A 20,328-nucleotide genomic window follows, 5' to 3' on the forward strand; every position below is an offset into this window, starting at 1 on the left:
GGGGAATGAAGGGATTGCCGAAAAACACTATCGCGTGGCTGCTATTTTGCGGCAGCCTCGCCGCCCCCTCGGCGTGGGGTTTTGAGACCAATTACGATCGCGGACGGGTCGATTTTGCCGGGCGGGTGACGGATATTTCCTGTAGCGTCGCGCTAAACGGCGGCCAGCATGCCGGCAGCGGTAATGTCTGGCTGGCGCCGGTCAGCCTGGCGGAAGTCCACGATCGCGGGGCCGGGGCGTTTATGAAACCGCAGCCGTTTACCCTGGCACTGTCAAACTGCCAGCTGCGCCATGATGGTGGGGCAGCCTCGCAGGATGAGGTGCGTCGGGTCAGCGTGCGCTGGGTCGATGGTTTTTTACTGACGGCGGTCGGTAACGAAAACGCCGGGTATCTGGCCAATACCTTGCCGGATGGAGCGCAGAATATTTATCTGGCGCTATCGACTAACGATAATAATACGCTGGATAAGAGTAATAAAATTGTCCCGGCGGACCCGCAGCAAAATCAGGTGCGTTTGCAGGAAAGCGCGGTCAGCGGCGGCCTGTTCACCTATTACGTTGGCTATGTTTCGCCAACGCCGAAAAGCGCCACCAGCGGGCCGATTACCAGCTGGGCAACGTGGGAATTAGTTTATAATTAAGTGACGTTAAAAAGCCGGGAATTCCCGGCTTTTTTTACATGGCAATATCATCGGCGACCAGTTGTTCAATACTGACTTCCCGCCAGTAATGTCCCTGGATAGCAAACCACTCCATTCCCTGCAGCCATTCTTTATGGGCTTCGCTTTCGACACCTTCAATAATCACATTATGATGGTTGCGCGATAAAAAGGTCACCAGCGCATCCATCAGCTGGCGGCCGGACTCTTTGCGCATCAGGTGCCAGAAAAAATCCTTATCAATTTTCACATAGTCAAAGTGATAACCGCGAATAGCGTTAATTCCCGCGTAGCCGGAGCCGAAGTCGTCGAGCCACAGTGAGGTATCCTGTGGGCTCTGCCAGGCGGCAAGAGAATTATGCAGCAGATTCTCGGCGTTTTCGGTTACCTCGAAATGGACGCAGGTCAGGGCGGCGATTTTGGCTTTTATATCCTTCTGGCGCAACAGGTTCAGGATATGGTCATCAACGTTAATTGTTGCGGAAATATGGTTACGTAAAAACCAGGCTTTATGCTTTTCAATCAGTGCCAGTTGTTCGAGAAAAATACGTTCACGAACGGCGGCGGTAGCATGGCGGAAAAAATCTTCGGGGGAAATAGAAAGATTATCAAAGCGGCTTAAGCATTCCACCGCGACCAGAGTACCTTGTGGGGAAAACATTTTCTGAAAGACGTAGCGTACAGCGATATCATTACGAGATAAAATGTTGTCTTCGAATATTTTAGTGTTCATTATCCCTCTTCACGAGGTTAGTCAGACAATAGGCAGAGGATACATTAATTATAGGCTACCTGATGATTAATGGGAATGGCGGGAAATGTAAATCAACAGCGAATAAGTACGCTTTATCCGCTACTGATTTACCGGGAGAACATTTAGCATTGATGGAGAGCGGCAATACGCTGATTCATAGTGCGGGAATTATCTATACCCAGTTTTTGCATGATATGGATGCGGTGGCTATGAACCGTTTTATGAGCAATGCCGAGCAGGGCGGCAATACGCTTATTATTATTGTTGGCAATGAGCAGTTCGAGGATCTGACACTCCCGTGGTGAAAGCTGTTTGCGCAATCCTCGCGGCGGCAGTTCGCTGACGCCTTTGGCGCGTTGGACGATAGATGAAAAAAGAGTTAGCGGAGATTTCTCACTAATAATCATAGCGTTGTCAAAGTTTATCAACTCTCTGCACAGCCCGACAATGTCGCTTTTCACCATTAGCGCCGGCTGCTGGCAGCGCAGCAGGGAAAGGCGGAGCGCATTCAGCAGATCGACGATTCTGATGGCAGAAATATCCTTATTAATTAAATTGAAAATAATCGTCTGGGCCAGTGGCAGATGTTTCTCATGGATGACATCGGCATAACTCAGACGGGTGGCATTTTCATGGCTATCAATAAGGTAGTGATAGATTGAGTGACCAATGAGATTGTCATTGGTGTACAGCAATATACTGTCCAAGGTTGTCAGATTCTCTTTTTGCGCTTGGCTTCTAAGATCAGGTCCAGCAGTATCTTCTCTATTCTGCGCTGGTCATCGAGATGGCGGAACTTAAACTGGCAGGATATCTGATAGTAGCTCTCACTCTCTTCATTAGCGTTATCCAGGGTGATAACAATGACATTTTTGACCACCAGGTCGATGGTGATCTCGCCATATTCTGCAAGCATAAGTACGGCGTTTTTCAGTAAGGCGTTATGGCTGAGAAATTTAAGATTCGGCGTTTTGGTCATCAATGCGCAACCGCCATCTGAAATGTCTTTGATATCGAAAAGATAGTTTTCGCCGTTTTTATGGCGGCCGCGGCAATAAAAGTCATGCTCATGGCGTAAACGAAAGCGGGGATCGCGGCGACGCTGCACTACCTGCAGGCATTCAGGCAATGAAAAAGCGTAGCGGATACCTTTATCGACACCGCTATTGTCATGTTTTGTCAGGGCCGCATTAAACTCTATTTTCCCTGGACGCCCTTCTAAGAGTCAAGCTGTTATCGGGATACTGTTGATCCGCCTGTTTTGATTGCGCAGTAACGTGTAAACTTCGCGGGAGATATATCGCTTTAGACAGCGTATCGCTTCCATTTTTGTATGTCCTTCGGCTACACGCCTGGCGACATATTCCTTTGTTTTTGCGTCAGTTCGTAAGCGTCCGATGGCGATGATGTGAAGTGCACTATTTGCAGCACGATCTCCACCACGATTAAGTCGGTAACGGTTCGTTTTTCCAGAAGAAACGGGGACCGGGCTGACACCACACAGTGCCGCAAATCCTGATTCTGATCTTAACCGTTGAGGATTGTCTCCGGCAGTGATCAGCAACTGTGAAGCGCTTTCGTATCCGATAGCATTACGTTTAATCAGCTCAGGTGCCAACTCGTCGACAATTGCCGCAATCATGACATCCAGATCAGCGATTTCGTCATGTAACTCGAGATAGCGTCGGGCAAGGGACTTTAATGAAATGCGATAAACGTTGGTTACATTGCGGTATTCACTGGCATCAGGTCTCCAGGAACCCAGGGTCCTGATGAGCTGCATGCGCGTCATATTTCTGAGCTGTTCACGTAATTCATCCGGGGCAGAGATAATATTTGAATGGATAATCTGGAGAGCGACTCTGCGGGCTGATATTGCTGTTTTTCGGCAAGTTTTTAATACCCGCAGGGACTCAATCATGCCATCACGCGTTTTGGGAGTAACTGTCCTGATGCCTGAGAATGCTGCATGAGCGGCACATTCAGCATCAATTGTGTCACTTTTACCCCGTTTGCGTCGCTCCATCCGGTCTGGAGCAGTCACCTCAAGAACTTCTAACCCGGCGTTCTGAAAATAACGAAGCAAACCGGAACCATAGGTACCTGTGCACTCAACACCAATTCGCTTTAATGTCCCAAACGAGGTCATCCATGCCAGCATCTGCCGGTAACCTTGTCGTGTTGTGGAGAAATACTGAGTCCCAAGGACTTTATTGTTCTGATCTACGACAGCGGCAACGTGCAAATCTTTATGTGTATCCACGCCACCCACAACGGCAGCTTCGGTAACTTTATCAACCATGACAGAGCTCCTGTGAGGAAACAGAGTTGAATCTCCAGACAGATAACCCGGACAGGACAGTAACGAGACAAGCCGTCAGGCCCTTCTTGAGTCACGCGCATCGGTGAGGAGATGCCTCGCATGAAGGCGCTTCCGGCAACCGACGGGTCCAGGGCAGGACACAAAAGGTCGATCGCTGTGTGAGTCAGGATGCGGGAAGGTCTTCACTGCATCAGTAATCACACCAATCTGGTTAAACGGCAAACTAAGTGGTGGTAAAGACTGACATCGGCATTATTACTATCGCTATGCAGGAGAAAGCGAATTTTATGCCCGGACGGGATTTTGCGATGGGTCTGAATATGAAACTCGGCAAAGTCCACGCGCGTCAGTTGGGTTATGATACTGGTGTTGTTAAAAAATATTTCAATTTCAGTACGTTTGCGCAACTCCTCTCTGAAAATAGCAATAATTTCATACTTACTGGTCTTTATCGTTCCCTCTGTCATATGCATCCCTTGTAAATAGTTGTCGTGAGGCGTTTGATTTTTCTTATAGCAATAGCAACATTCTGATTGGGTTAATCAGATGTTTTTATGAGCGTTTGATGTTATTGACTATCTTTGCAGTCAGATTGATATGTATAAACTTGGAATTTGATATTGTATTTCCTGTAATCAAGAGTTTCGAATTTTGGTCATGACAAAAACGACAACGGCCTCCAAGCTGGAGACCGGTCGAAGGATAAAAACTTAAGTTTAATTAACGGGGATAATGAGAGAACGATCGTCGATCACGCCCCATTTGTAGGATCTATAGTGCCAGTAGCGGTGAGGTTTTTCCAGGCAAATATTGAGGAGGGATAGGGTTCCCTCAATTTTGTCTGGCAGGTCAGCGGCGCGCGGCGGTGGCGATATTATCGAGGGTGCGCAGCGCTTCCGCGGGCAGGACCAGCTCGGCAGCGGCAATATTTTCCGCGAGGTGCGTGCGGGAGGAGGTGCCGGGGATCAGCAGAATATTTGGCGCTCGCTGGAGCAGCCAGGCGAGGGCGACCTGCATCGGCGTCGCCTCAAGCGAAGCCGCGACCTCGTTCAACTCCTGCGTCTGCAACGGCGTAAAACCGCCCAGCGGGAAAAAGGGCACCCAGGCGATGTGCTGGGCGGCCAGCGCATCCACCAGCGCGTCGTCGGCGCGATGGGCAACGTTATAAAGATTTTGCACGCAGACGATGGGCGTCATTTTCTGCGCATCCGCGACCTGCTTTGCCGTCACGTTGCTGAGGCCGATATGGCGGATTAATCCTCGCTCTTTCAGTTCCAGCAGGGTGGCGAGTGGCGCCTCCAGCGAACCCTCCACCGGGCCGTGCGGGCTCAGCATACTGCGCAGATTAACCACTTCCAGTACCTCAAGCCCAAGGTGACGCAAATTGTCTTCAACGGCCTGGGTCAGTTCGGCGGGCGACATGGCCGGTAGCCAGTTGCCTTTCTCGTCACGGCGGGCGCTGACCTTGGTGACAATGCACAGATCGTCAGGGTAGGGGTGGAGCGCTTTGCGGATCAACTGATTGGTGACATGTGGACCGTAGAAATCAGAGGTATCGATATGGTTTATCCCGGCCTCGACGGCGGCCTGTAGTACGCGCACCGCTTCTTCAGGATCTTTGGGCGGGCCGAAAACACCGGGGCCGGCCAGCTGCATCGCGCCGTAACCTAAGCGATAGACCTGGCGATCGCCGAGCGTGCCGCGACCGGATAAGGTGACACTGGACATAAGAACTCTCCTCACGGTGGCTAAGCCGTAAGTGTAATCCGCTCACAAGGAAGGCAAGGGGGAGAATATTGTCAGAATGTGCGACAGCAGCTCAGGCAGCCGCTGTCGCCAGAGGGGATTAGCCGAAGAACATCACCGACACGCAGAGCAGGCCAACCACCAGCGTAATGGCGTTACCCACCGAGCGGTACGGCTTCAGCGCCGGAATGAGCCATGTCGACAGCGTGGGCATGATAAACAGGATCATGGCGATAAGCGGTCCGCTGATAGCGTAGATCATTGAGATCGCATTCGGGTTGATAAAGCACACCGCAAAAGTGAAGGCGGAGACCAGCAGGATCGACATCGCGCGGTTGAAAGCGCGGCTCTTACGCACGCCCAGCAGGCCCAGCGAGCTTTTGACGATTTCGCTGGCGCCCTCAATCACTCCGAAGTAGGTTCCGAGAAACGACTTCGACATAGCGACGACGGCGACGATGATGCCGGTCACCGCCAGCCATCCCGGCGCGCCTGGCACCATCGACAGGGCGGAGAGGATAGTCACCCCCTGATCGCGGGCGGTCTCTATATAGGTTGCCGGGATCGCCAGCAGACAACTGAAGACAAAAAACAGCACGCTGGCGCAGATGATGGTGTAGGCCACCTTCATGATTTTTTTGCATTTACCCATGGCCAGGTCGCCGTGTTTCTCCTGCTGATCGATAGCAAAAGTCGAGATGATCGGCGTATGGCTAAAAGCGAAAACCATCACGGGAATAGAGATCCAGACCTGGTGGAGCGTCTGCGGGCTGAACTGCATCTGGCTGGTGAGATGCTCCGGATGCCAGTCGCGGATTAAATAGAGGGAGAGAAACAGGAAACAGGCGATAAGCGGGAAGACCAGAAAGCCCATCACCTTGATGGTGACCTGCCGTCCCATGAGAAAGATCAGGTTGAGGACCAGCACGACCCCCAGACTCAGCAGCGCACGCAGCCCTGGGGTCATCGGCGTGCGATGCGCCACCTGTTCGGCCAGCGAGTTGGTGATGGCCACGGCGTAGATGAGCACCACCACAAAGAAGGCAAGGAAATAGAGGCCGGTGATCAGGTTGCCAATTTTCTTACCATAGTAGTGATTAACTGCGCCGGTGATCCCGGTTCCCGGCGCGATATTGGCCGAGAGAATAAACTGGCTCAGCGCTTTGTGGGGCCAGTAAGTGAGCGGCCAGGCGACCAGCGCGGTGATGAACAGCACAATGGCGCCAGCCGAACCCAGCTGGATCGGTAGAAATAGCGTCCCAGCGCCTACTGCAGTGCCATATAAGGCAAAACTCCATAGAGTTTCTTCTTTAGACCAAATTTTAGACATTATGCGACTTTATCAACCGTCAAACCAAAAAAAAGGAGTGCAATTTACCATATTTATGGTTCGTCTGTTGCGATAGTTTTTGGTGATAAAGTCGCGGCGGATCGTCGAAGATCCGCGCCGGGATTAACCGCGCGCCGTCTGGCGCGGGCGGCGGTGACGAATAACGCGCTCGCGCAGGGTGTCCCATACCCAGTTAAAGGCCATGGTGTAGGGCAGGAAGAAAAGCATAAAACCGATCTCCAGCATAAACGCCTGCAGCAGCGAGACGCCCAGCACGATCGCCACCATGGTGACGCCAATGATGACGAATCCGGTTTCGAAACCGAGCGCGTGCAGGGCGCGTACTTTCAGCTGGCGGGGGAAGCGGGAGACCGGCCACAGGCGATCGAACGCCGCGTTATAGATAATGTTCCATACCATCGCCAGGGTGGCGAGCAGAATGCTCAGTCCGCCCATCTCCACTACCGAGCGCTGCATCAGCCAGGCGGCGGTAGGGGCGAGGATCAGCGTCGCCAGTCCTTCGAAGGTGATGGCGTGGATAACGCGTTCGGTGAGCGTCTTGCGCTGATGTGGGGTCTGTTGCATGGCGAGCTACCTCCAGTTTTAGCCTGAACAGGAAATTACCCGGCAGTTTATGGAAAAATATGATAAACAAAAGATAAGACCCATCGATATTGTAGATACATCATGCGTTATTCACCGGAAGCCTTAACCGCCTTTGTCGAGGCGGTCGACAGCGGATCGTTCTCCGCCGCCGCCCGCCGCCTGCGGAAAAGTCAGTCGACGATCAGTACCGCCATCGCCAATCTGGAGGCCGATCTCGGCGTAACCCTCTTTGACAGGGCAACGCGGCAACCGACGCTGACCCCGCAGGGGGAGCAGGTGCTGAGCTATGTCAAAGCGATTCTCGCCGCCAGCGAGCGGCTGGACGAACTGGCTGTGTCGCTGTCCGGCGAGACGGAGCCGCGGCTGACCTTCGTGCTCTCCGATACTCTGCACCCGGACGTGCTGGAAGATCTGCTGGTGCAGTTTGACCGCCGCTTTCCTCATACCGAGTTTGAGTGTTTGATTGGCGAAGACGAGGATGTGATCGATCTCCTGCAAAAATCCCGCGCCCAGGTGGGGCTGATTGAGGCGAGGGAGCGCTACCCCACCGATATCGGCAACACCCGCCTGCCGCTGCAGACGGCGATGGGCATTTATGTAGCCCCTGGCCATCCGCTGGCGGCGCAGGGTAAGGTCGCCTGGGATGAGCTGCGCAGCTGGCGCGAGCTGCGTTTGAGCACCTTTCTGGCCAGCGCCACCGAACCTGCCGCAGGCCAGGTCTGGTCGGCGCCAAACTACCTGCTGCTGCTCAGCATGGCGGCGCAGGGGTTCGGCTGGTGCATTCTGCCCAGCGCGCTGGTGGCGGAGTTTGCGCCGCAGGGCGGGCTGGTGGCGCTCGATATCCCCGGCTGGCCGCGGGCAATTTCAGTCGATCTGCTGTGGAATAAGAAAGCGCCGCCGGGAGCGGCCGGCAGCTGGCTGCGTCAGCATCTGCAGCGGCGTGAACGTTAACGAATAGCTATTTCTTTGTGATTGGCTTCACTTTTTTTAAACAATTACAAAGTTTTTTGATAACAATTATCTAGTATATCGCTGTTTCTTTGCGCAAATGCATGGGCAGGGGTAGAGGATGAAGGATGTCGTGATCGTCGGCGCGCTGCGAACGCCGATTGGCTGCTTTCAGGGCGCATTATCGCGCCATTCAGCCGTCGAGCTGGGGAGCGTGGTGGTGAAGGCGCTGGTGGAGAAGACGGGAATCGATCCGCACAGCGTGGATGAGGTGATCCTCGGCCAGGTGCTGACCGCGGGGACCGGACAAAATCCGGCGCGTCAGTCCGCTATTCGCGGTGGGCTGCCTAACACCGTATCGGCTATCACAATTAACGATGTCTGCGGTTCCGGCCTGAAGGCTCTGCACCTCGCTACCCAGGCGATCCAGTGCGGGGAAGCGGACGTGGTGATCGCTGGCGGCCAGGAGAATATGAGCCGCGCTCCGCATGTGCTTACCGACAGCCGCACCGGCGCCCAGCTGGGCAACAGCCAGCTGATTGACAGTCTGGTGCATGATGGGCTGTGGGATGCTTTCAACGATTATCATATGGGCGTCACGGCGGAAAACCTGGCCCGGGAATTTGGCATCAGTCGCGAGCTGCAGGACGCCTGGGCGCTCAGCTCACAGCATAAGGCGCGCAAGGCGATTGATTCCGGTCGCTTTCGCGATGAGATCGTCCCGGTTGTCACCGAGCATAACGGCGCGGCGCGCACCGTGGATACCGATGAACAACCGCGGGTGGATGCCAGCGCGGAAGGGCTGGCCAGCCTGCAGCCCACCTTCGATCGCCTTGGATCGGTAACCGCCGGCAACGCCTCAAGCATCAATGACGGCGCGGCGGCGGTAATGATGATGAGCGAGGCTAAAGCGCTGGAGCTGGGGCTGCCGATCCTTGCGCGGATCCGCGCCTTCGCCAGCGTCGGCGTCGATCCGGCGCTGATGGGCATTGCCCCGGTGCATGCCACCCGTCGCTGTCTGGAGCGGGCCGGCTGGCGGCTGGACGACGTCGATCTGATCGAAGCCAATGAGGCCTTTGCCGCTCAGGCGATCTCGGTTGGTCGGGTACTGGAGTGGGATGAGCGCCGGGTCAACGTCAACGGCGGCGCGATCGCCCTCGGCCACCCCATCGGCGCCTCCGGCTGCCGGATTCTGGTGTCGCTGGTGCATGAAATGATCAAGCGCGATGCCCGCAAAGGTCTGGCGACGCTGTGCATTGGCGGCGGTCAGGGCGTGGCGCTGGCGGTAGAACGCGCATAGCGCTATACCTCGATTTCCATGGCCTCCTGCGGGAGGCCTTTTTTATGCGCCGTGCTTTGCCGAACCCTTATTTTTCCCTCCCTCTTTCACTCTCCCCGGCGAAATTATTGAGCTTCGTCACGTCTTGTTGTGCCACCTTTTTTGAAACAAATAACTACGATCCTGGTCACTAAAACTATGGTGCCTAAAAAATAAAATGATGTTTCATAAAAACGAAATGTCATTTTATTTATTGTAAGGGTACCCTATGTTAAAACGCTCTCTGGTTCTCGCCGCCCTCTGCGGTATGTCTTTTGCAGCAACCGCGGTAACGATAGATTTACGTCATGAATTTATTGATGGCGGAAAGAGTGATAAAAGTAATGCTGACCGCGTCTCCGTTTCTCATCGCTTTGCCAACGGCTTAGGCTTTACCGTCGAGGCCAAATGGCGCTCAGGCGGCGACAACGGTTCGCAACCCTATTCGGACGTGGTGGGCAATGGTCATGAAGACACCATCAGCTGGCGCTGGAAAGCGACGTCGAACTTGTTCCTCACCCCCGGGTTTACCATTGAGAGCAACGACAGCCGCTCCATCTACAAGCCGCACCTGCACGCGCAGTACAGCTTCGACAACGGCTTCTATGTCGCCGCTCGCTATCGCTATGAATACACCCGCTATCCGAACAACGCTGGCAAAGATGATGACAAAGTTAACCGCGGCGACGCGTGGGCCGGATTTGTCCTCGGCGACTGGCGTACAGAGCTGAACTATGTCTATGCCCGCAGCTCGGAAGGGGTCAGCCGCAACGACAATAAACCCTACTCGCAGGAATATAACGTGAAGGTGGCCTATAAGCTGGATAATAACTGGTCGCCGTATGGCGAAATTGGCAACGTCGGGGTCAATGACCGCAGCGATCGCCAGACCCGCTTCCGCGTTGGGGTGGCTTACTCGTTCTGACCGACCATTCATCCCTCATCGTTTGTTTTCCCCGGCGCCGTCAGCCGGGGTTTTTTTATGGGGGAAAGAGAAGGGACAAAAAAAGCCCTCCATGGAGGAGGGCAAGGCCAGTTACAGAAAGAAGTGTGGCGTGGATCAGGCGCTCAGCATTGACGGGTGCGCGGGTAATTTCGCGATATAGATGGCCGGTTTACCGTCTTTATCGGAGCTGAACAGAATGGCGCTATCGTCCGGGGTAAATGAGGGGTGCGGGTGCGTTACCTGGCGGCTGTTGGCCACCGTCGCCCACGAGGTATCATGGCGCGCGACGCGGAAGTAGCGCTTTTCCGCCACGTTAAAGACATACAGCCAGGGATCGTTATCAATGGAGTAGCCGCCGGTATCCTTGACATCCACCGGTGTACCTGAGCCATCGCCTACCAGCAGCGTGCCATCGAAATTGCTCATCAGATGCGAGCAGGCCGGCATCGTCATCAGGGCCTCGTTGACGCCGCTTTCGGGATCAAAGCGATAGATCGTCCGCCCCTGCTGGCCTTTCAGATAGGAGACGTAGATCAGCGCCGAACCGTCCGGCACCCAAAATTCATGAGTACAGCTTTCGCCTGGAGCATGCGCTTTGACTTTGCGAACATGGCTGCCATCCTCGTTGACCAGCCACATGCGGGCGTCCACCAGATCGTGCGGCCCTTCATGGCAGAAGGCGACGGTATGGTCGTCGAAGGGACGATAGATCGGGTGTCCCAGCCAGATTTTTTCCTCATGGATCACCTGGCTCTCACCGCTGCGCAGGTCGACGCGCAGCAGGCGGCAGTGCGGTCCTTTATGGAAGAAATCATGGAAAATCTGCCAGTCGTTGAGTGGCGTCCAGTCGCTTTTGGCAATCTCAATGCCCACCAGTTTGCTGCAATCGCTGTTTGCCACCCAGGTGCCATACCCTACCCAGTCATCGCTAACGCGATAAACTTCGCGCTCGGCGAGGGTGGTCAGGTTGACTTCCAGCAGGATACGGTCATTTTTCACGTAATAAAGCGACTTATCGTCCGGGGAGAGGAAGCCGCCGAAGGTGTTATCCCCGGCGCCTTCGGTTAGCTGGACGGCCTCGGCGCTGGCGATATTCAGCAGATAGTAGTTCCAGTGGCCGTCAAACTCGCCGGCGAACAGTAAATGGCTGCCATCGTTAAAAAAGCACTTCTGATAGAAGTAGTTGCGATGACAGGTGACCTCCGGGGGGGTTAAGCGGGTGACTTCCGCCCCGGTATCCGGATCGTGGCTGACGTGATAATTCAGTTTGACCCGCATGCCTTTAGCCATGTAGTGCTCCTTTCTTTCCTGCGATGCCGCTGGACCAGAGGCGTGTCGCTGAGTGATATGTTTTAAAAGACGGGTATTAATTTATCAAAACATTGTTTCATTATTTGTGATGGCTCACGCAGTTCAGCGTAATTCCCGCGTTTTCAGCGGGCTGCTGGCTTCGCTTCGGCACCTCTGCAGACAATCGGTTGAATCTTCATCTTTTCAAAACCTTTTCCGGCCTGGCGCGTGCCGGGAGGCTCCTTTGCTTTTTCTTTTTTTGTAATCATCATCATAAAAAATGAAACATCGTTTTAAATAATATTGAAAATGGCTGGGGGCGGGGCTAAGATGGCACCCATCAGCAAAACGGAACTCTGTTTTATTTTCATTATGGTGGGCTATGCCCGAGAGTTCGCCCCACGCTCAGTCGCGCCGCCGGCGCGGACCGGGCCGAGAGAACCTTGCCTGCAAACAGCAGGCTCTGAACGACTAAGGAACATAATATGATTCTTGATGCATTCTCCCTGCAGGGAAAAGTGGCCGTCGTGAGCGGATGCGATACCGGTTTAGGTCAGGGGATGGCCCTCGGGCTGGCGGAAGCGGGCTGCGATATTGTCGGTATCAATATCGTCGAACCGGTGGAGACTATCGAGCGGGTAACCGCGCTGGGACGCCGTTTTCTCAGCCTGACCGCCGACCTGCGCCAGATCGACGGTATTCCTCAGCTTCTGGAGCGGGCGGTGGCGGAGTTCGGCCATATTGATATTCTGGTCAACAATGCCGGCCTGATTCGCCGCGAGGACGCGCTGGCGTTCAGCGAAAAAGACTGGGACGACGTGATGAATCTCAACATCAAGAGCGTATTTTTTATGTCCCAGGCGGCGGCGAAACACTTTATCGCCCAGGGCAGCGGCGGGAAGATCATTAACATCGCCTCCATGCTGTCGTTCCAGGGGGGGATCCGCGTGCCGTCGTATACCGCATCCAAAAGCGCGGTGATGGGCGTCACCCGCCTGCTGGCCAACGAGTGGGCCAAACACAACATCAACGTCAACGCCATCGCCCCGGGGTATATGGCGACCAACAACACCCAGCAGCTGCGCGCCGACGAGCAGCGTAGCAGCGAAATCCTCGATCGCATTCCCGCCGGGCGCTGGGGGCTACCGGCCGATCTGATGGGGCCAGTCGTGTTCCTTGCCTCCTCAGCCTCCGATTACATCAATGGCTACACGGTGGCGGTGGACGGCGGCTGGCTGGCGCGCTAACCGTCCGCGATGGCCGGGGTCTGTCGTATCGCTCCGGCCATCTGAGCAATTATTGTCCATACGCAAAAGTGCGGATCGTCCATACTCCGGAACACGGGTATAATGTTACCGCTCTGTATAAACAGGGTTATTAACTATTGGAAACGCATTTTTTGTTACTTTGAAAGTTTAATGTCCATCACAAAACCCATCCTGCCAGCAATATAGTCCATATCTTTGGCTTATCCTGCCTGACCCATTCATCCACCAGTCACGTACTTTCGTCTTATGTCTTACTCTGTGTGGCAGGAAAAAAATGACTTCAATCAGTAACGACTCTACATTATCGCCGCGGACGCAACGTGATACCCGGCGGATGAACTGGTTTGTTTCCATCGCCGCGGCGGTGGCGGGCTTGCTCTTTGGCCTGGATATCGGCGTGATATCCGGAGCGTTGCCCTTTATAACCGACCATTTCACCTTATCCAGCCAGCTTCAGGAGTGGGTGGTTAGCAGCATGATGTTGGGGGCGGCGATAGGCGCGCTGTTTAACGGCTGGCTGTCGTTCCGCCTTGGTCGTAAATACAGCCTGATGGCGGGGGCCGTACTCTTTGTGGCCGGCTCTATCGGATCCGCTTTTGCCGCCAGCGTGGAGGTGCTGCTGGTGGCCCGCGTGGTGTTGGGCGTGGCAGTCGGGATTGCCTCTTATACCGCGCCGCTGTACCTCTCCGAGATGGCCAGCGAGAACGTGCGCGGGAAAATGATCAGTATGTATCAGCTGATGGTCACCCTTGGCATTGTGCTGGCGTTTCTTTCCGATACCGCCTTTAGCTACAGCGGTAACTGGCGCGCCATGCTGGGCGTGCTGGCGCTGCCGGCGGTGATCCTGATCATTCTGGTCGTCTTTTTGCCGAACAGCCCGCGCTGGCTGGCGGAGAAGGGACGCCATATCGAAGCGGAAGAAGTGCTGCGGATGCTGCGCGATACCTCGGAAAAGGCGCGCGACGAGCTTAACGAGATCCGTGAGAGCCTCAAGCTGAAGCAGGGCGGTTGGGCGTTGTTTAAGGTCAATCGTAACGTGCGCCGGGCGGTGTTCCTGGGCATGCTGCTGCAGGCGATGCAGCAGTTCACCGGCATGAACATCATCATGTACTATGCGCCGCGTATCTTTAAAATGGCGGGCTTTACCACTACTGAACAGCAGATGATCGCCACCCTGGTGGTGGGCCTGACCTTTATGTTTGCCACCTTTATTGCGGTGTTCACAGTGGATAAAGCGGGCCGCAAGCCAGCGCTGAAAATCGGCTTTAGCGTGATGGCGCTGGGCACTCTGGTGCTGGGCTACTGCCTGATGCAGTTCGACAATGGCACCGCATCCAGCGGCCTCTCCTGGCTCTCCGTCGGCATGACCATGATGTGTATTGCCGGGTATGCGATGAGCGCGGCGCCGGTGGTGTGGATCCTCTGCTCCGAGATCCAGCCGCTAAAATGCCGCGACTTCGGCATCACCTGCTCGACCACCACCAACTGGGTGTCGAACATGATCATCGGCGCCACTTTCCTGACGCTGCTTGACGCGATTGGCGCCGCCGGCACCTTCTGGCTCTACACGGCGCTCAACGTGGCCTTTATCGGCATCACCTTCTGGCTGATCCCGGAAACCAAGAATGTCACCCTCGAGCACATTGAGCGCAACCTGATGGCGGGCGAGAAGCTGCGCAACATCGGTAATCGTTAATGTGAGGCGCGCGGCAACCACGGGCTGGCGACTTTGCGCGTCTCCCGATGGTTGTCGCCGTGAATGATATGCAGGGCGCTCAGGCGCCCGATGTCATAATGCGGCAGTTGCACTGTGGAGAGCGGCGGTAGAAACAGATCGCCAATGCCCACCATGTTGTCGTATCCCACTACCGCCACGTCCTGTGGAATGCGTAACCCCTGGCCCAGCAGCGTCTGATAGACCATAAACGCGATGCGATCGTTGCCGCAGATCACTGAGTCAAAGCCAGGTTTACCCTCGCGGATATGCGCCAGCACCACCGCCGGGATATCGTGGTAATGCTCATCGCCCTGGCCCATATACGAATGGCTCAGATGGTCCGGTTCGATACCGGCCTCCCGGCAGGCGCGCTCCAGCCCCCGGCGGCGGCGGATCGTCGCCGGCTGGCTGGCGGGTAAGTGCAGGCACAGCAGACGACGATAGCCAGCGGCAAGCAGGGCTTTCACCGCGTCGTACTGCCCCTGTTCATCGTCCGGGATATAGCTGGCCACCGGCTGGCTGAGGCTTTCGCAGTTGGCCAGCACGCAGGGCAGAGTCAGCAGTTTTTCCGGCAGCGGTACCTGGCGCAGGCCCATGGTGGTAAAGATAATGCCGTCCGGACGATGGGAGAGGAGCAGGTCGACCACCGCTTCCGGACGATCGTCAGAAAACATATTGACCACAAAGCTGTTCCAGCCGTGGGCGCGGGCCGTCTCTTCGATCGATAAGGTGATCTCCACCGAAAAGGGTGTGGTGACGGTATCCAGCGCCAGCACGCCGATGGTGCTGGGGGTTGCGCGCGCCCCGCGGATCTTCTTCGCCGACAGGTCGGGGACGTAGTTGGTTTCGGCGATGGCGGCCTGCACGCGGGCCAGCGTCTCAGGCTTGAGCCGCTCCGGGGTGTTCAGCGCCCGTGAGACGGTCATCAGAGATACATTCGCCAGTTTTGCTACATCTTTCAGGGACGCCATTTTTTCCTCCGCCATTGCCGCAGAGTACAGGCTATACAACTAAGTCGCTGATGTAAAAGAGTGAAACGATTTTCTGCTATCGCCGTCGTGAGCTATGTTGCGGTTGATTTTTGATCGCGATCGCATCTTTATTATGTTAACGTTAACTTTTGTGATTAACATCATATATCGCAGCGAATCCACCTGCGTTTTGTTTTTTGTTAACGTTACCATAATTGCATTCCTCTAACACGAGAATGTCATGATGAAAGCGCCTCACTCACACAGCTACCCGTTGCTCAGTGCCTTACTATTTTTCTTTTTCGTGACCTGGTCGTCATCCGGCTCCTTGCTCTCTATCTGGCTTCACCAGGAGGTTGGGCTGAAGGCAGGCGATACCGGTATTATCTATGCCGTACTGTCGGTTTCCGCGCTGTTTGCGCAAGTTTGCTATGGATTTATCCAGGACAAGCTGGGGCTGCGCAAACATCTGCTCTGGTATATCACCGCGCTGCTGATCCTCTCTGGTCCGGCGTATCTGCTGTTCGGCCACCTGCTGAAAATCAACGTCCTGTTGGGCAGCATCTTTGGCGGGATCTATATCGGTTTGACCTTTAACGGCGGCATCGGCGTGCTGGAATCTTACACCGAGAGGGTGGCGCGTCAGAGCCAGTTTGAATTCGGCAGGGCGCGGATGTGGGGCTCGCTGGGCTGGGCGGTGGCCACCTTTTTCGCCGGCCTGCTGTTTAACATCAATCCGCAGCTAAACTTCCTCGTCGCCAGCTGTTCCGGGCTGGTGTTCTTTATCCTGCTGGCGCGGCTGCGGGTCTCCTCGGCGCCGCATGCGATGCAGGAGGCGGTATCGGGCGGTAAGGTGACCCTCGAAGATGCGCTGCGCCTGCTGACGCTGCCGCGCTTTTGGGCGCTGGTCTTCTTCGTCATCGGCACCTGCATTTACGGCGTCTATGACCAGCAGTTCCCGGTCTATTTCTCATCGCAGTTCGCGACCCTGCAGGAAGGCAATGAGATGTATGGCTACCTCAACTCCTTCCAGGTGTTCCTCGAGGCGGCCGGCATGTTCTGCGCGCCGTGGCTGGTGAACCGCATCGGCGCCAAAAACGGTCTGATTTTCGCCGGCATGGTGATGGCGATGCGCATGGTGGCCTCCGGTCTGGTGGAGGGGCCGCTGCTGATCTCCATCACCAAACTGCTGCACGCGGTGGAGTTGCCGATACTGCTGGTGGCTATCTTTAAGTACAACAGCCTCAACTTCGATAAACGTCTCTCCTCCACCCTCTATCTGGTGGGCTTCGCCTGCACCAGCTCGATTATCGCCAGCGTATTGTCGCCGCTGGCGGGCTACAGCTATGAAAAATATGGCTTCGCCCAGTCCTACCTGATCATGGGCCTGCTGGTGTTCTGCACCACCTTTATTTCCATCTTCTTGTTGCGCTCCGGCAAATCCTCCGCCGATCCGCTGGTGTCGCAACCTACCGCTATCTGAATCAAAAAGAGTGAAAATGATGACTTACACAATCTCCCGGGCTGAACAGGTACTCCAGACACAACGCCAGGCGCTCAATCTGCGCTGGTATCCGCACTATCACCTGGCGGCCCGCGCCGGGTGGATCAACGACCCAAACGGTCTGGTGTGGTTCGACGGCTGGTACCATGCCTTTTATCAACATCACCCGTACTCCACCCAGTGGGGACCGATGCACTGGGGGCACGCGCGCAGTAAGGATCTGGTGCACTGGGAGCATTTGCCGGTAGCCCTGGCGCCGGAGGGCCCGGAGGATAAAGACGGCTGCTTTTCCGGCTCGGCGGTGGTCGATGGCGATACCCTGGCGCTGATTTACACCGGGCATAAGTTCCACGGCGATCCTGGCGACGAAGCCAATCTGTATCAGGTGCAGTGTCTGGCCACCAGCCGCGACGGGATCCACTTTGAGCGTCAGGGGATGGTGGTCGACACCCCGCCGGGTATGCACCACTTCCGTGACCCGAAGGTCTGGCGTGAGGGAGATAGCTGGTACATGATCGTCGGCGCGCGCGAAGGCGATACCGGCCAGGTGCGGCTGTACCGTTCAGCCGATCTGCGCCAGTGGCAGGACGCGGGGGTGCTGGATGAAGCGGAAAGCACCATGGGCTATATGTGGGAGTGCCCGGACTTCTTTACCCTCAACGGCAAACGCGTTCTGATGTTTTCCCCACAGGGGATGCAGGCCGCGGGGTTCAGCAACCGCAATCTGTTCCAGAGCGGCTATCTGATCGGCGAGTGGCAGCCAGGCCAGCGTTTTATTCGCCATGGCGAATTCCGGGAGATGGATAACGGCCACGATTTCTATGCCCCGCAAAGCTTCGCCACCCCCGATGGCCGGCGGATCGTGATTGGCTGGCTGGATATGTGGGAATCGCCGCTGCCGGAGCAGCAGGACGGCTGGGCGGGCATGCTCTCCTTGCCGCGCGAGCTGAGCCTGAGCGCGGATGACCGCCTGCAGATGCGCCCGGCGAAAGAAGTGGAGAGCCTGCGCGGCGCCTGGTTCCCGTGGCCGGTCAGCACCCTGAACAACCAGCAGACGACGATGGTCGACAACTGCGAGGCGATGGAGGTGAATCTGCGCTGGGACTGCGCCCGCAGCAGCGCCGAGCAGTATGGTCTGCGCTTTGGCGATGGCCTGCGCATCTACGTGGATGCCCAACAGCAGCGTCTGGTGCTGGAGCGGCATTATCCGCAGTATGGCCTGTGCGGGACGCGCAGCGTGCCGTTGACCGCCGGAGCGGATCTCAACCTGCGAATATTTTTCGATAGCTCTTCGGTGGAGGTTTTTGTCAATGACGGCGAAGCCTGCCTGAGCAGCCGTATCTATCCGCAGGCTCCCCGCCGTGAATTAGCGTTATTTGCCTGGAGCGGCTCGGCGGCATTAAACGAAGCCGGCGCCTGGCAGCTCGAATAATAATAAGGCTGTTGTCGTTAATAACCCGTCTTTGACGATGGGCGGGTTATTATTGCCTGCATCGTCGTGCGTTACCCATTAATAAAAAATTCAGTTCATTCCATAATAAAAGGGTTTACCGATGAATAAAATCTGGGTCGGGTGTTTTCTGACGTCTCTGTATCTGCCATCCGTTATGGCGCAGGCTCCGTTATCGCTGGAGGAGCGACTGGCGCAAATGGAGCAGCGGCTAAAGGCGACGGAGGCGCGCGCCGCCAGCGCAGAGGCGGAAATTAAGACGCTGAAAGGCCAGCAGCAGGCCGCGACGGTCGCCCGCGCGGAGCCTGCTTCGCCGCGTTTGCAGCTAAATGACAATGGCGAATTAAAATTTTATGGCGACGTCGAATTTAACCTCGATGGCGCCAGTCGCACCGGCAGCCTGACGTCGGTCAAGACCAGCGCGAATAAAAGCTGGGCGCCCGGCGATAAAGAGCGCTGGGATATTAACGGTCGTATTCTGCTGGGTTTCGATGGCAGACGGAATGGCGCCGATGGGCAATATGCCGGATTCAGCGTGCAGCCTCTGGCGGATATGGATGGCAAAATGAATCTTGATGATGCGGTATTTTTCTTCGGCCAGCAGGATGACTGGAAAATAAAAATAGGCCGCTTTGAAGCCTGGGATATGTTCCCGCTGAATCAGGATACCTTTATTGAATATTCAGGTAATACCGCCAACGATCTCTATTCCGATGGCTATGGCTATATTTACATGATGAAAGAGGGGCGCGGGCGCAGCAGCAGCGGCGGTAACCTTCTGTTTAGCAAAACGGTGGATAACTGGTATTTCGAAGTTAACACCCTGGTGGAGGACGGCAGTTCGCTGTTTGTCGATCAGAACTATCATGGTAACGCGCTGGAAAACCGCAAAAATGTGGTGTACGTGCGGCCGGTGGCGGCGTGGCAGTCCGGCGCCTGGTCGGCGGCCGCGGCGATAGAGAGCAATCTCGTCAACAATGCTTACGGCTATCAGAGCCAGAGCGGACGCTGGGTCGACCAGTCAAACCGCACCGGCTACGGGCTGACCATGAGCTGGAACACCCTGAAAAGCGATCCGCAGGATGGGGCGGTGGTCAATCTGAGTACCGCCCTGCTGGACGCGGCGGACGAAACCGACTTCAGCGCCGGGATCAACGCCCTTTGGCATCGCGTGGAGCTGGGCTATATCTATGCGCACAATAAAATCGACCAGTTCAATATGGCCGGGGTGACCAGCGAATGCGATGGCGATTGCGCTATCCTGGCGCCGGGACGCTATGACATCCATACCCTGCACACCTCCTGGCAGTTGCCGAATATCATGGCGATGCCGAACTTCAATATTTACCTTGGCGCCTATGCCTCGTGGCTCGATTCCACGGCAGCGAAGAGCGGGAATCCCGATGAACGCTACGGCGCCCGGGTGCGCTTTAAATATTTCTTCTGACAGGGCCGTCTGGCAGACCCTCCCGCGGCGTGCGCCGCGGGAGAGTTCAGA

General features: G+C 55.7%; 19 protein-coding genes and 2 pseudogenes. 10 read left to right on the forward strand and 11 right to left on the reverse strand.

Features of this window, described 5'->3' with window-relative positions; all coding sequences use genetic code 11:
• Nucleotides 1-5 precede the first annotated feature (5 nt).
• A complete protein-coding gene (gene mrkF / locus ACR809_RS04355; RefSeq protein ID WP_002916122.1) occupies nt 6-641 on the forward strand; it encodes a type 3 fimbria minor subunit MrkF in 636 nt (211 codons plus the stop codon).
• 34 nt (nt 642-675) lie between these two features.
• On the opposite strand, the gene mrkJ is transcribed toward mrkF, so the two are convergent.
• The 8 genes and pseudogenes from mrkJ to ACR809_RS04395 form a co-directional block, all read right to left on the reverse strand.
• On the reverse strand, nt 676-1,392 hold the full coding sequence (gene mrkJ / locus ACR809_RS04360; protein WP_004149658.1) for a cyclic-di-GMP phosphodiesterase MrkJ: 717 nt from the start codon (nt 1,390-1,392) through the stop codon (nt 676-678).
• 143 nt (nt 1,393-1,535) lie between these two features.
• Complete coding sequence (gene mrkI / locus ACR809_RS04365) at nt 1,536-2,120, reverse strand: transcriptional regulator MrkI (protein WP_122051074.1); 585 nt, start codon at nt 2,118-2,120, stop codon at nt 1,536-1,538.
• 5 nt (nt 2,121-2,125) lie between these two features.
• A pseudogene (gene mrkH, locus ACR809_RS04370) lies at nt 2,126-2,638 on the reverse strand (transcriptional activator MrkH); the annotation flags it as partial.
• A complete protein-coding gene (locus tag ACR809_RS04375) occupies nt 2,639-3,715 on the reverse strand; it encodes an IS110 family transposase (protein WP_000227969.1) in 1,077 nt (358 codons plus the stop codon).
• A 266-nt stretch (nt 3,716-3,981) separates the two neighbouring features.
• Nucleotides 3,982-4,203 (reverse strand): annotated as a pseudogene (locus tag ACR809_RS04380) (PilZ domain-containing protein); the annotation flags it as partial.
• A 382-nt stretch (nt 4,204-4,585) separates the two neighbouring features.
• Nucleotides 4,586-5,464 (reverse strand): aldo/keto reductase family oxidoreductase, encoded by an 879-nt coding sequence (locus tag ACR809_RS04385; protein WP_122051075.1) that lies wholly within the window; start codon nt 5,462-5,464, stop codon nt 4,586-4,588.
• 118 nt (nt 5,465-5,582) lie between these two features.
• Nucleotides 5,583-6,812: an amino acid permease gene (locus ACR809_RS04390; RefSeq protein ID WP_002916058.1), complete on the reverse strand. Its 1,230-nt coding sequence runs from the start codon at nt 6,810-6,812 to the stop codon at nt 5,583-5,585.
• Between the two features lie 123 nt (nt 6,813-6,935).
• Entirely contained in the window at nt 6,936-7,397 is a 462-nt protein-coding gene (locus tag ACR809_RS04395) for a multidrug/biocide efflux PACE transporter (RefSeq protein ID WP_002916056.1), read from the reverse strand.
• Nucleotides 7,398-7,499: 102 nt separating this feature from the next.
• Here ACR809_RS04395 and ACR809_RS04400 point away from each other — a divergent pair, with 102 nt between their 5' ends.
• The 3 genes from ACR809_RS04400 to ompK26 all read left to right on the forward strand — a co-directional run bounded on the left by ACR809_RS04400 (nt 7,500) and on the right by ompK26 (nt 10,609).
• Complete coding sequence (locus ACR809_RS04400) at nt 7,500-8,369, forward strand: LysR family transcriptional regulator (RefSeq protein ID WP_117053809.1); 870 nt, start codon at nt 7,500-7,502, stop codon at nt 8,367-8,369.
• Between the two features lie 118 nt (nt 8,370-8,487).
• On the forward strand, nt 8,488-9,666 hold the full coding sequence (locus ACR809_RS04405) for an acetyl-CoA C-acetyltransferase (RefSeq protein ID WP_002916052.1): 1,179 nt from the start codon (nt 8,488-8,490) through the stop codon (nt 9,664-9,666).
• A 247-nt stretch (nt 9,667-9,913) separates the two neighbouring features.
• Nucleotides 9,914-10,609, forward strand: a complete 696-nt coding sequence (ompK26, locus tag ACR809_RS04410; protein ID WP_004143995.1) for a KdgM family porin OmpK26 — start codon at nt 9,914-9,916, stop codon at nt 10,607-10,609.
• Between the two features lie 135 nt (nt 10,610-10,744).
• Here the strand turns inward: ompK26 and ACR809_RS04415 are convergent, their stop codons facing one another.
• Entirely contained in the window at nt 10,745-11,920 is a 1,176-nt protein-coding gene (locus ACR809_RS04415; RefSeq protein WP_002916048.1) for an oligogalacturonate lyase family protein, read from the reverse strand.
• A gap of 143 nt (nt 11,921-12,063) precedes the next feature.
• Nucleotides 12,064-12,195, reverse strand: a complete 132-nt coding sequence (locus tag ACR809_RS04420; protein ID WP_004154563.1) for a hypothetical protein — start codon at nt 12,193-12,195, stop codon at nt 12,064-12,066.
• A 210-nt stretch (nt 12,196-12,405) separates the two neighbouring features.
• Here ACR809_RS04420 and kduD point away from each other — a divergent pair, with 210 nt between their 5' ends.
• Both kduD and araE read left to right on the forward strand, forming a co-directional pair.
• Nucleotides 12,406-13,167, forward strand: a complete 762-nt coding sequence (kduD, locus tag ACR809_RS04425) for a 2-dehydro-3-deoxy-D-gluconate 5-dehydrogenase KduD (RefSeq protein WP_002916003.1) — start codon at nt 12,406-12,408, stop codon at nt 13,165-13,167.
• 295 nt (nt 13,168-13,462) lie between these two features.
• The gene (araE, locus tag ACR809_RS04430) at nt 13,463-14,884 is read left to right on the forward strand and encodes an arabinose-proton symporter AraE (RefSeq protein ID WP_002916001.1); all 1,422 of its coding nucleotides are present in this window, start codon (nt 13,463-13,465) and stop codon (nt 14,882-14,884) included.
• Here araE and ACR809_RS04435 read toward each other — a convergent pair.
• A complete protein-coding gene (locus ACR809_RS04435) occupies nt 14,881-15,876 on the reverse strand; it encodes a LacI family DNA-binding transcriptional regulator (RefSeq protein ID WP_122051076.1) in 996 nt (331 codons plus the stop codon). The two genes, araE and ACR809_RS04435, sit on opposite strands and share 4 nt — an antisense overlap.
• A 94-nt stretch (nt 15,877-15,970) precedes the next feature.
• Here ACR809_RS04435 and ACR809_RS04440 point away from each other — a divergent pair, with 94 nt between their 5' ends.
• The 4 genes from ACR809_RS04440 (at nt 15,971) to ACR809_RS04455 (ending at nt 20,277) form a co-directional block, all read left to right on the forward strand.
• Nucleotides 15,971-16,105 carry a hypothetical protein gene (locus ACR809_RS04440; RefSeq protein ID WP_004143987.1) on the forward strand — a complete coding sequence of 45 codons (135 nt, stop codon included), beginning with the start codon at nt 15,971-15,973 and terminating at the stop codon, nt 16,103-16,105.
• Nucleotides 16,106-16,117: 12 nt separating this feature from the next.
• Nucleotides 16,118-17,359, forward strand: coding sequence for an MFS transporter (locus tag ACR809_RS04445; protein WP_002916000.1), 1,242 nt, complete (start codon nt 16,118-16,120; stop codon nt 17,357-17,359).
• A gap of 19 nt (nt 17,360-17,378) precedes the next feature.
• Complete coding sequence (locus tag ACR809_RS04450; RefSeq protein ID WP_014906967.1) at nt 17,379-18,812, forward strand: glycoside hydrolase family 32 protein; 1,434 nt, start codon at nt 17,379-17,381, stop codon at nt 18,810-18,812.
• A 121-nt stretch (nt 18,813-18,933) separates the two neighbouring features.
• Nucleotides 18,934-20,277, forward strand: a complete 1,344-nt coding sequence (locus ACR809_RS04455; RefSeq protein WP_023313609.1) for a carbohydrate porin — start codon at nt 18,934-18,936, stop codon at nt 20,275-20,277.
• Nucleotides 20,278-20,328: the final 51 nt, after the last annotated feature.

This window comes from Klebsiella sp. CD33, assembly GCF_051992865.1.
Classification (GTDB): Bacteria; Pseudomonadota; Gammaproteobacteria; order Enterobacterales; family Enterobacteriaceae; genus Klebsiella; species Klebsiella pneumoniae.

Bases quoted from the DNA above. Each gene is read 5' to 3' on its own strand.
- mrkF (WP_002916122.1), top strand. From the start codon at position 6: ATGAAGGGATTGCCGAAAAACACTATCGCGTGGCTGCTATTTTGCGGC.
- mrkJ (WP_004149658.1), bottom strand. From the start codon at position 1,392: ATGAACACTAAAATATTCGAAGACAACATTTTATCTCGTAATGATATC.
- ACR809_RS04375 (WP_000227969.1), bottom strand. From the start codon at position 3,715: ATGGTTGATAAAGTTACCGAAGCTGCCGTTGTGGGTGGCGTGGATACA.
- ACR809_RS04385 (WP_122051075.1), bottom strand. From the start codon at position 5,464: ATGTCCAGTGTCACCTTATCCGGTCGCGGCACGCTCGGCGATCGCCAG.
- ACR809_RS04390 (WP_002916058.1), bottom strand. From the start codon at position 6,812: ATGTCTAAAATTTGGTCTAAAGAAGAAACTCTATGGAGTTTTGCCTTA.
- ACR809_RS04395 (WP_002916056.1), bottom strand. From the start codon at position 7,397: ATGCAACAGACCCCACATCAGCGCAAGACGCTCACCGAACGCGTTATC.
- ACR809_RS04400 (WP_117053809.1), top strand. From the start codon at position 7,500: ATGCGTTATTCACCGGAAGCCTTAACCGCCTTTGTCGAGGCGGTCGAC.
- ACR809_RS04405 (WP_002916052.1), top strand. From the start codon at position 8,488: ATGAAGGATGTCGTGATCGTCGGCGCGCTGCGAACGCCGATTGGCTGC.
- ompK26 (WP_004143995.1), top strand. From the start codon at position 9,914: ATGTTAAAACGCTCTCTGGTTCTCGCCGCCCTCTGCGGTATGTCTTTT.
- ACR809_RS04415 (WP_002916048.1), bottom strand. From the start codon at position 11,920: ATGGCTAAAGGCATGCGGGTCAAACTGAATTATCACGTCAGCCACGAT.
- ACR809_RS04420 (WP_004154563.1), bottom strand. From the start codon at position 12,195: ATGATGATGATTACAAAAAAAGAAAAAGCAAAGGAGCCTCCCGGCACG.
- kduD (WP_002916003.1), top strand. From the start codon at position 12,406: ATGATTCTTGATGCATTCTCCCTGCAGGGAAAAGTGGCCGTCGTGAGC.
- araE (WP_002916001.1), top strand. From the start codon at position 13,463: ATGACTTCAATCAGTAACGACTCTACATTATCGCCGCGGACGCAACGT.
- ACR809_RS04435 (WP_122051076.1), bottom strand. From the start codon at position 15,876: ATGGCGTCCCTGAAAGATGTAGCAAAACTGGCGAATGTATCTCTGATG.
- ACR809_RS04440 (WP_004143987.1), top strand. From the start codon at position 15,971: ATGTTGCGGTTGATTTTTGATCGCGATCGCATCTTTATTATGTTAACG.
- ACR809_RS04445 (WP_002916000.1), top strand. From the start codon at position 16,118: ATGATGAAAGCGCCTCACTCACACAGCTACCCGTTGCTCAGTGCCTTA.
- ACR809_RS04450 (WP_014906967.1), top strand. From the start codon at position 17,379: ATGACTTACACAATCTCCCGGGCTGAACAGGTACTCCAGACACAACGC.
- ACR809_RS04455 (WP_023313609.1), top strand. From the start codon at position 18,934: ATGAATAAAATCTGGGTCGGGTGTTTTCTGACGTCTCTGTATCTGCCA.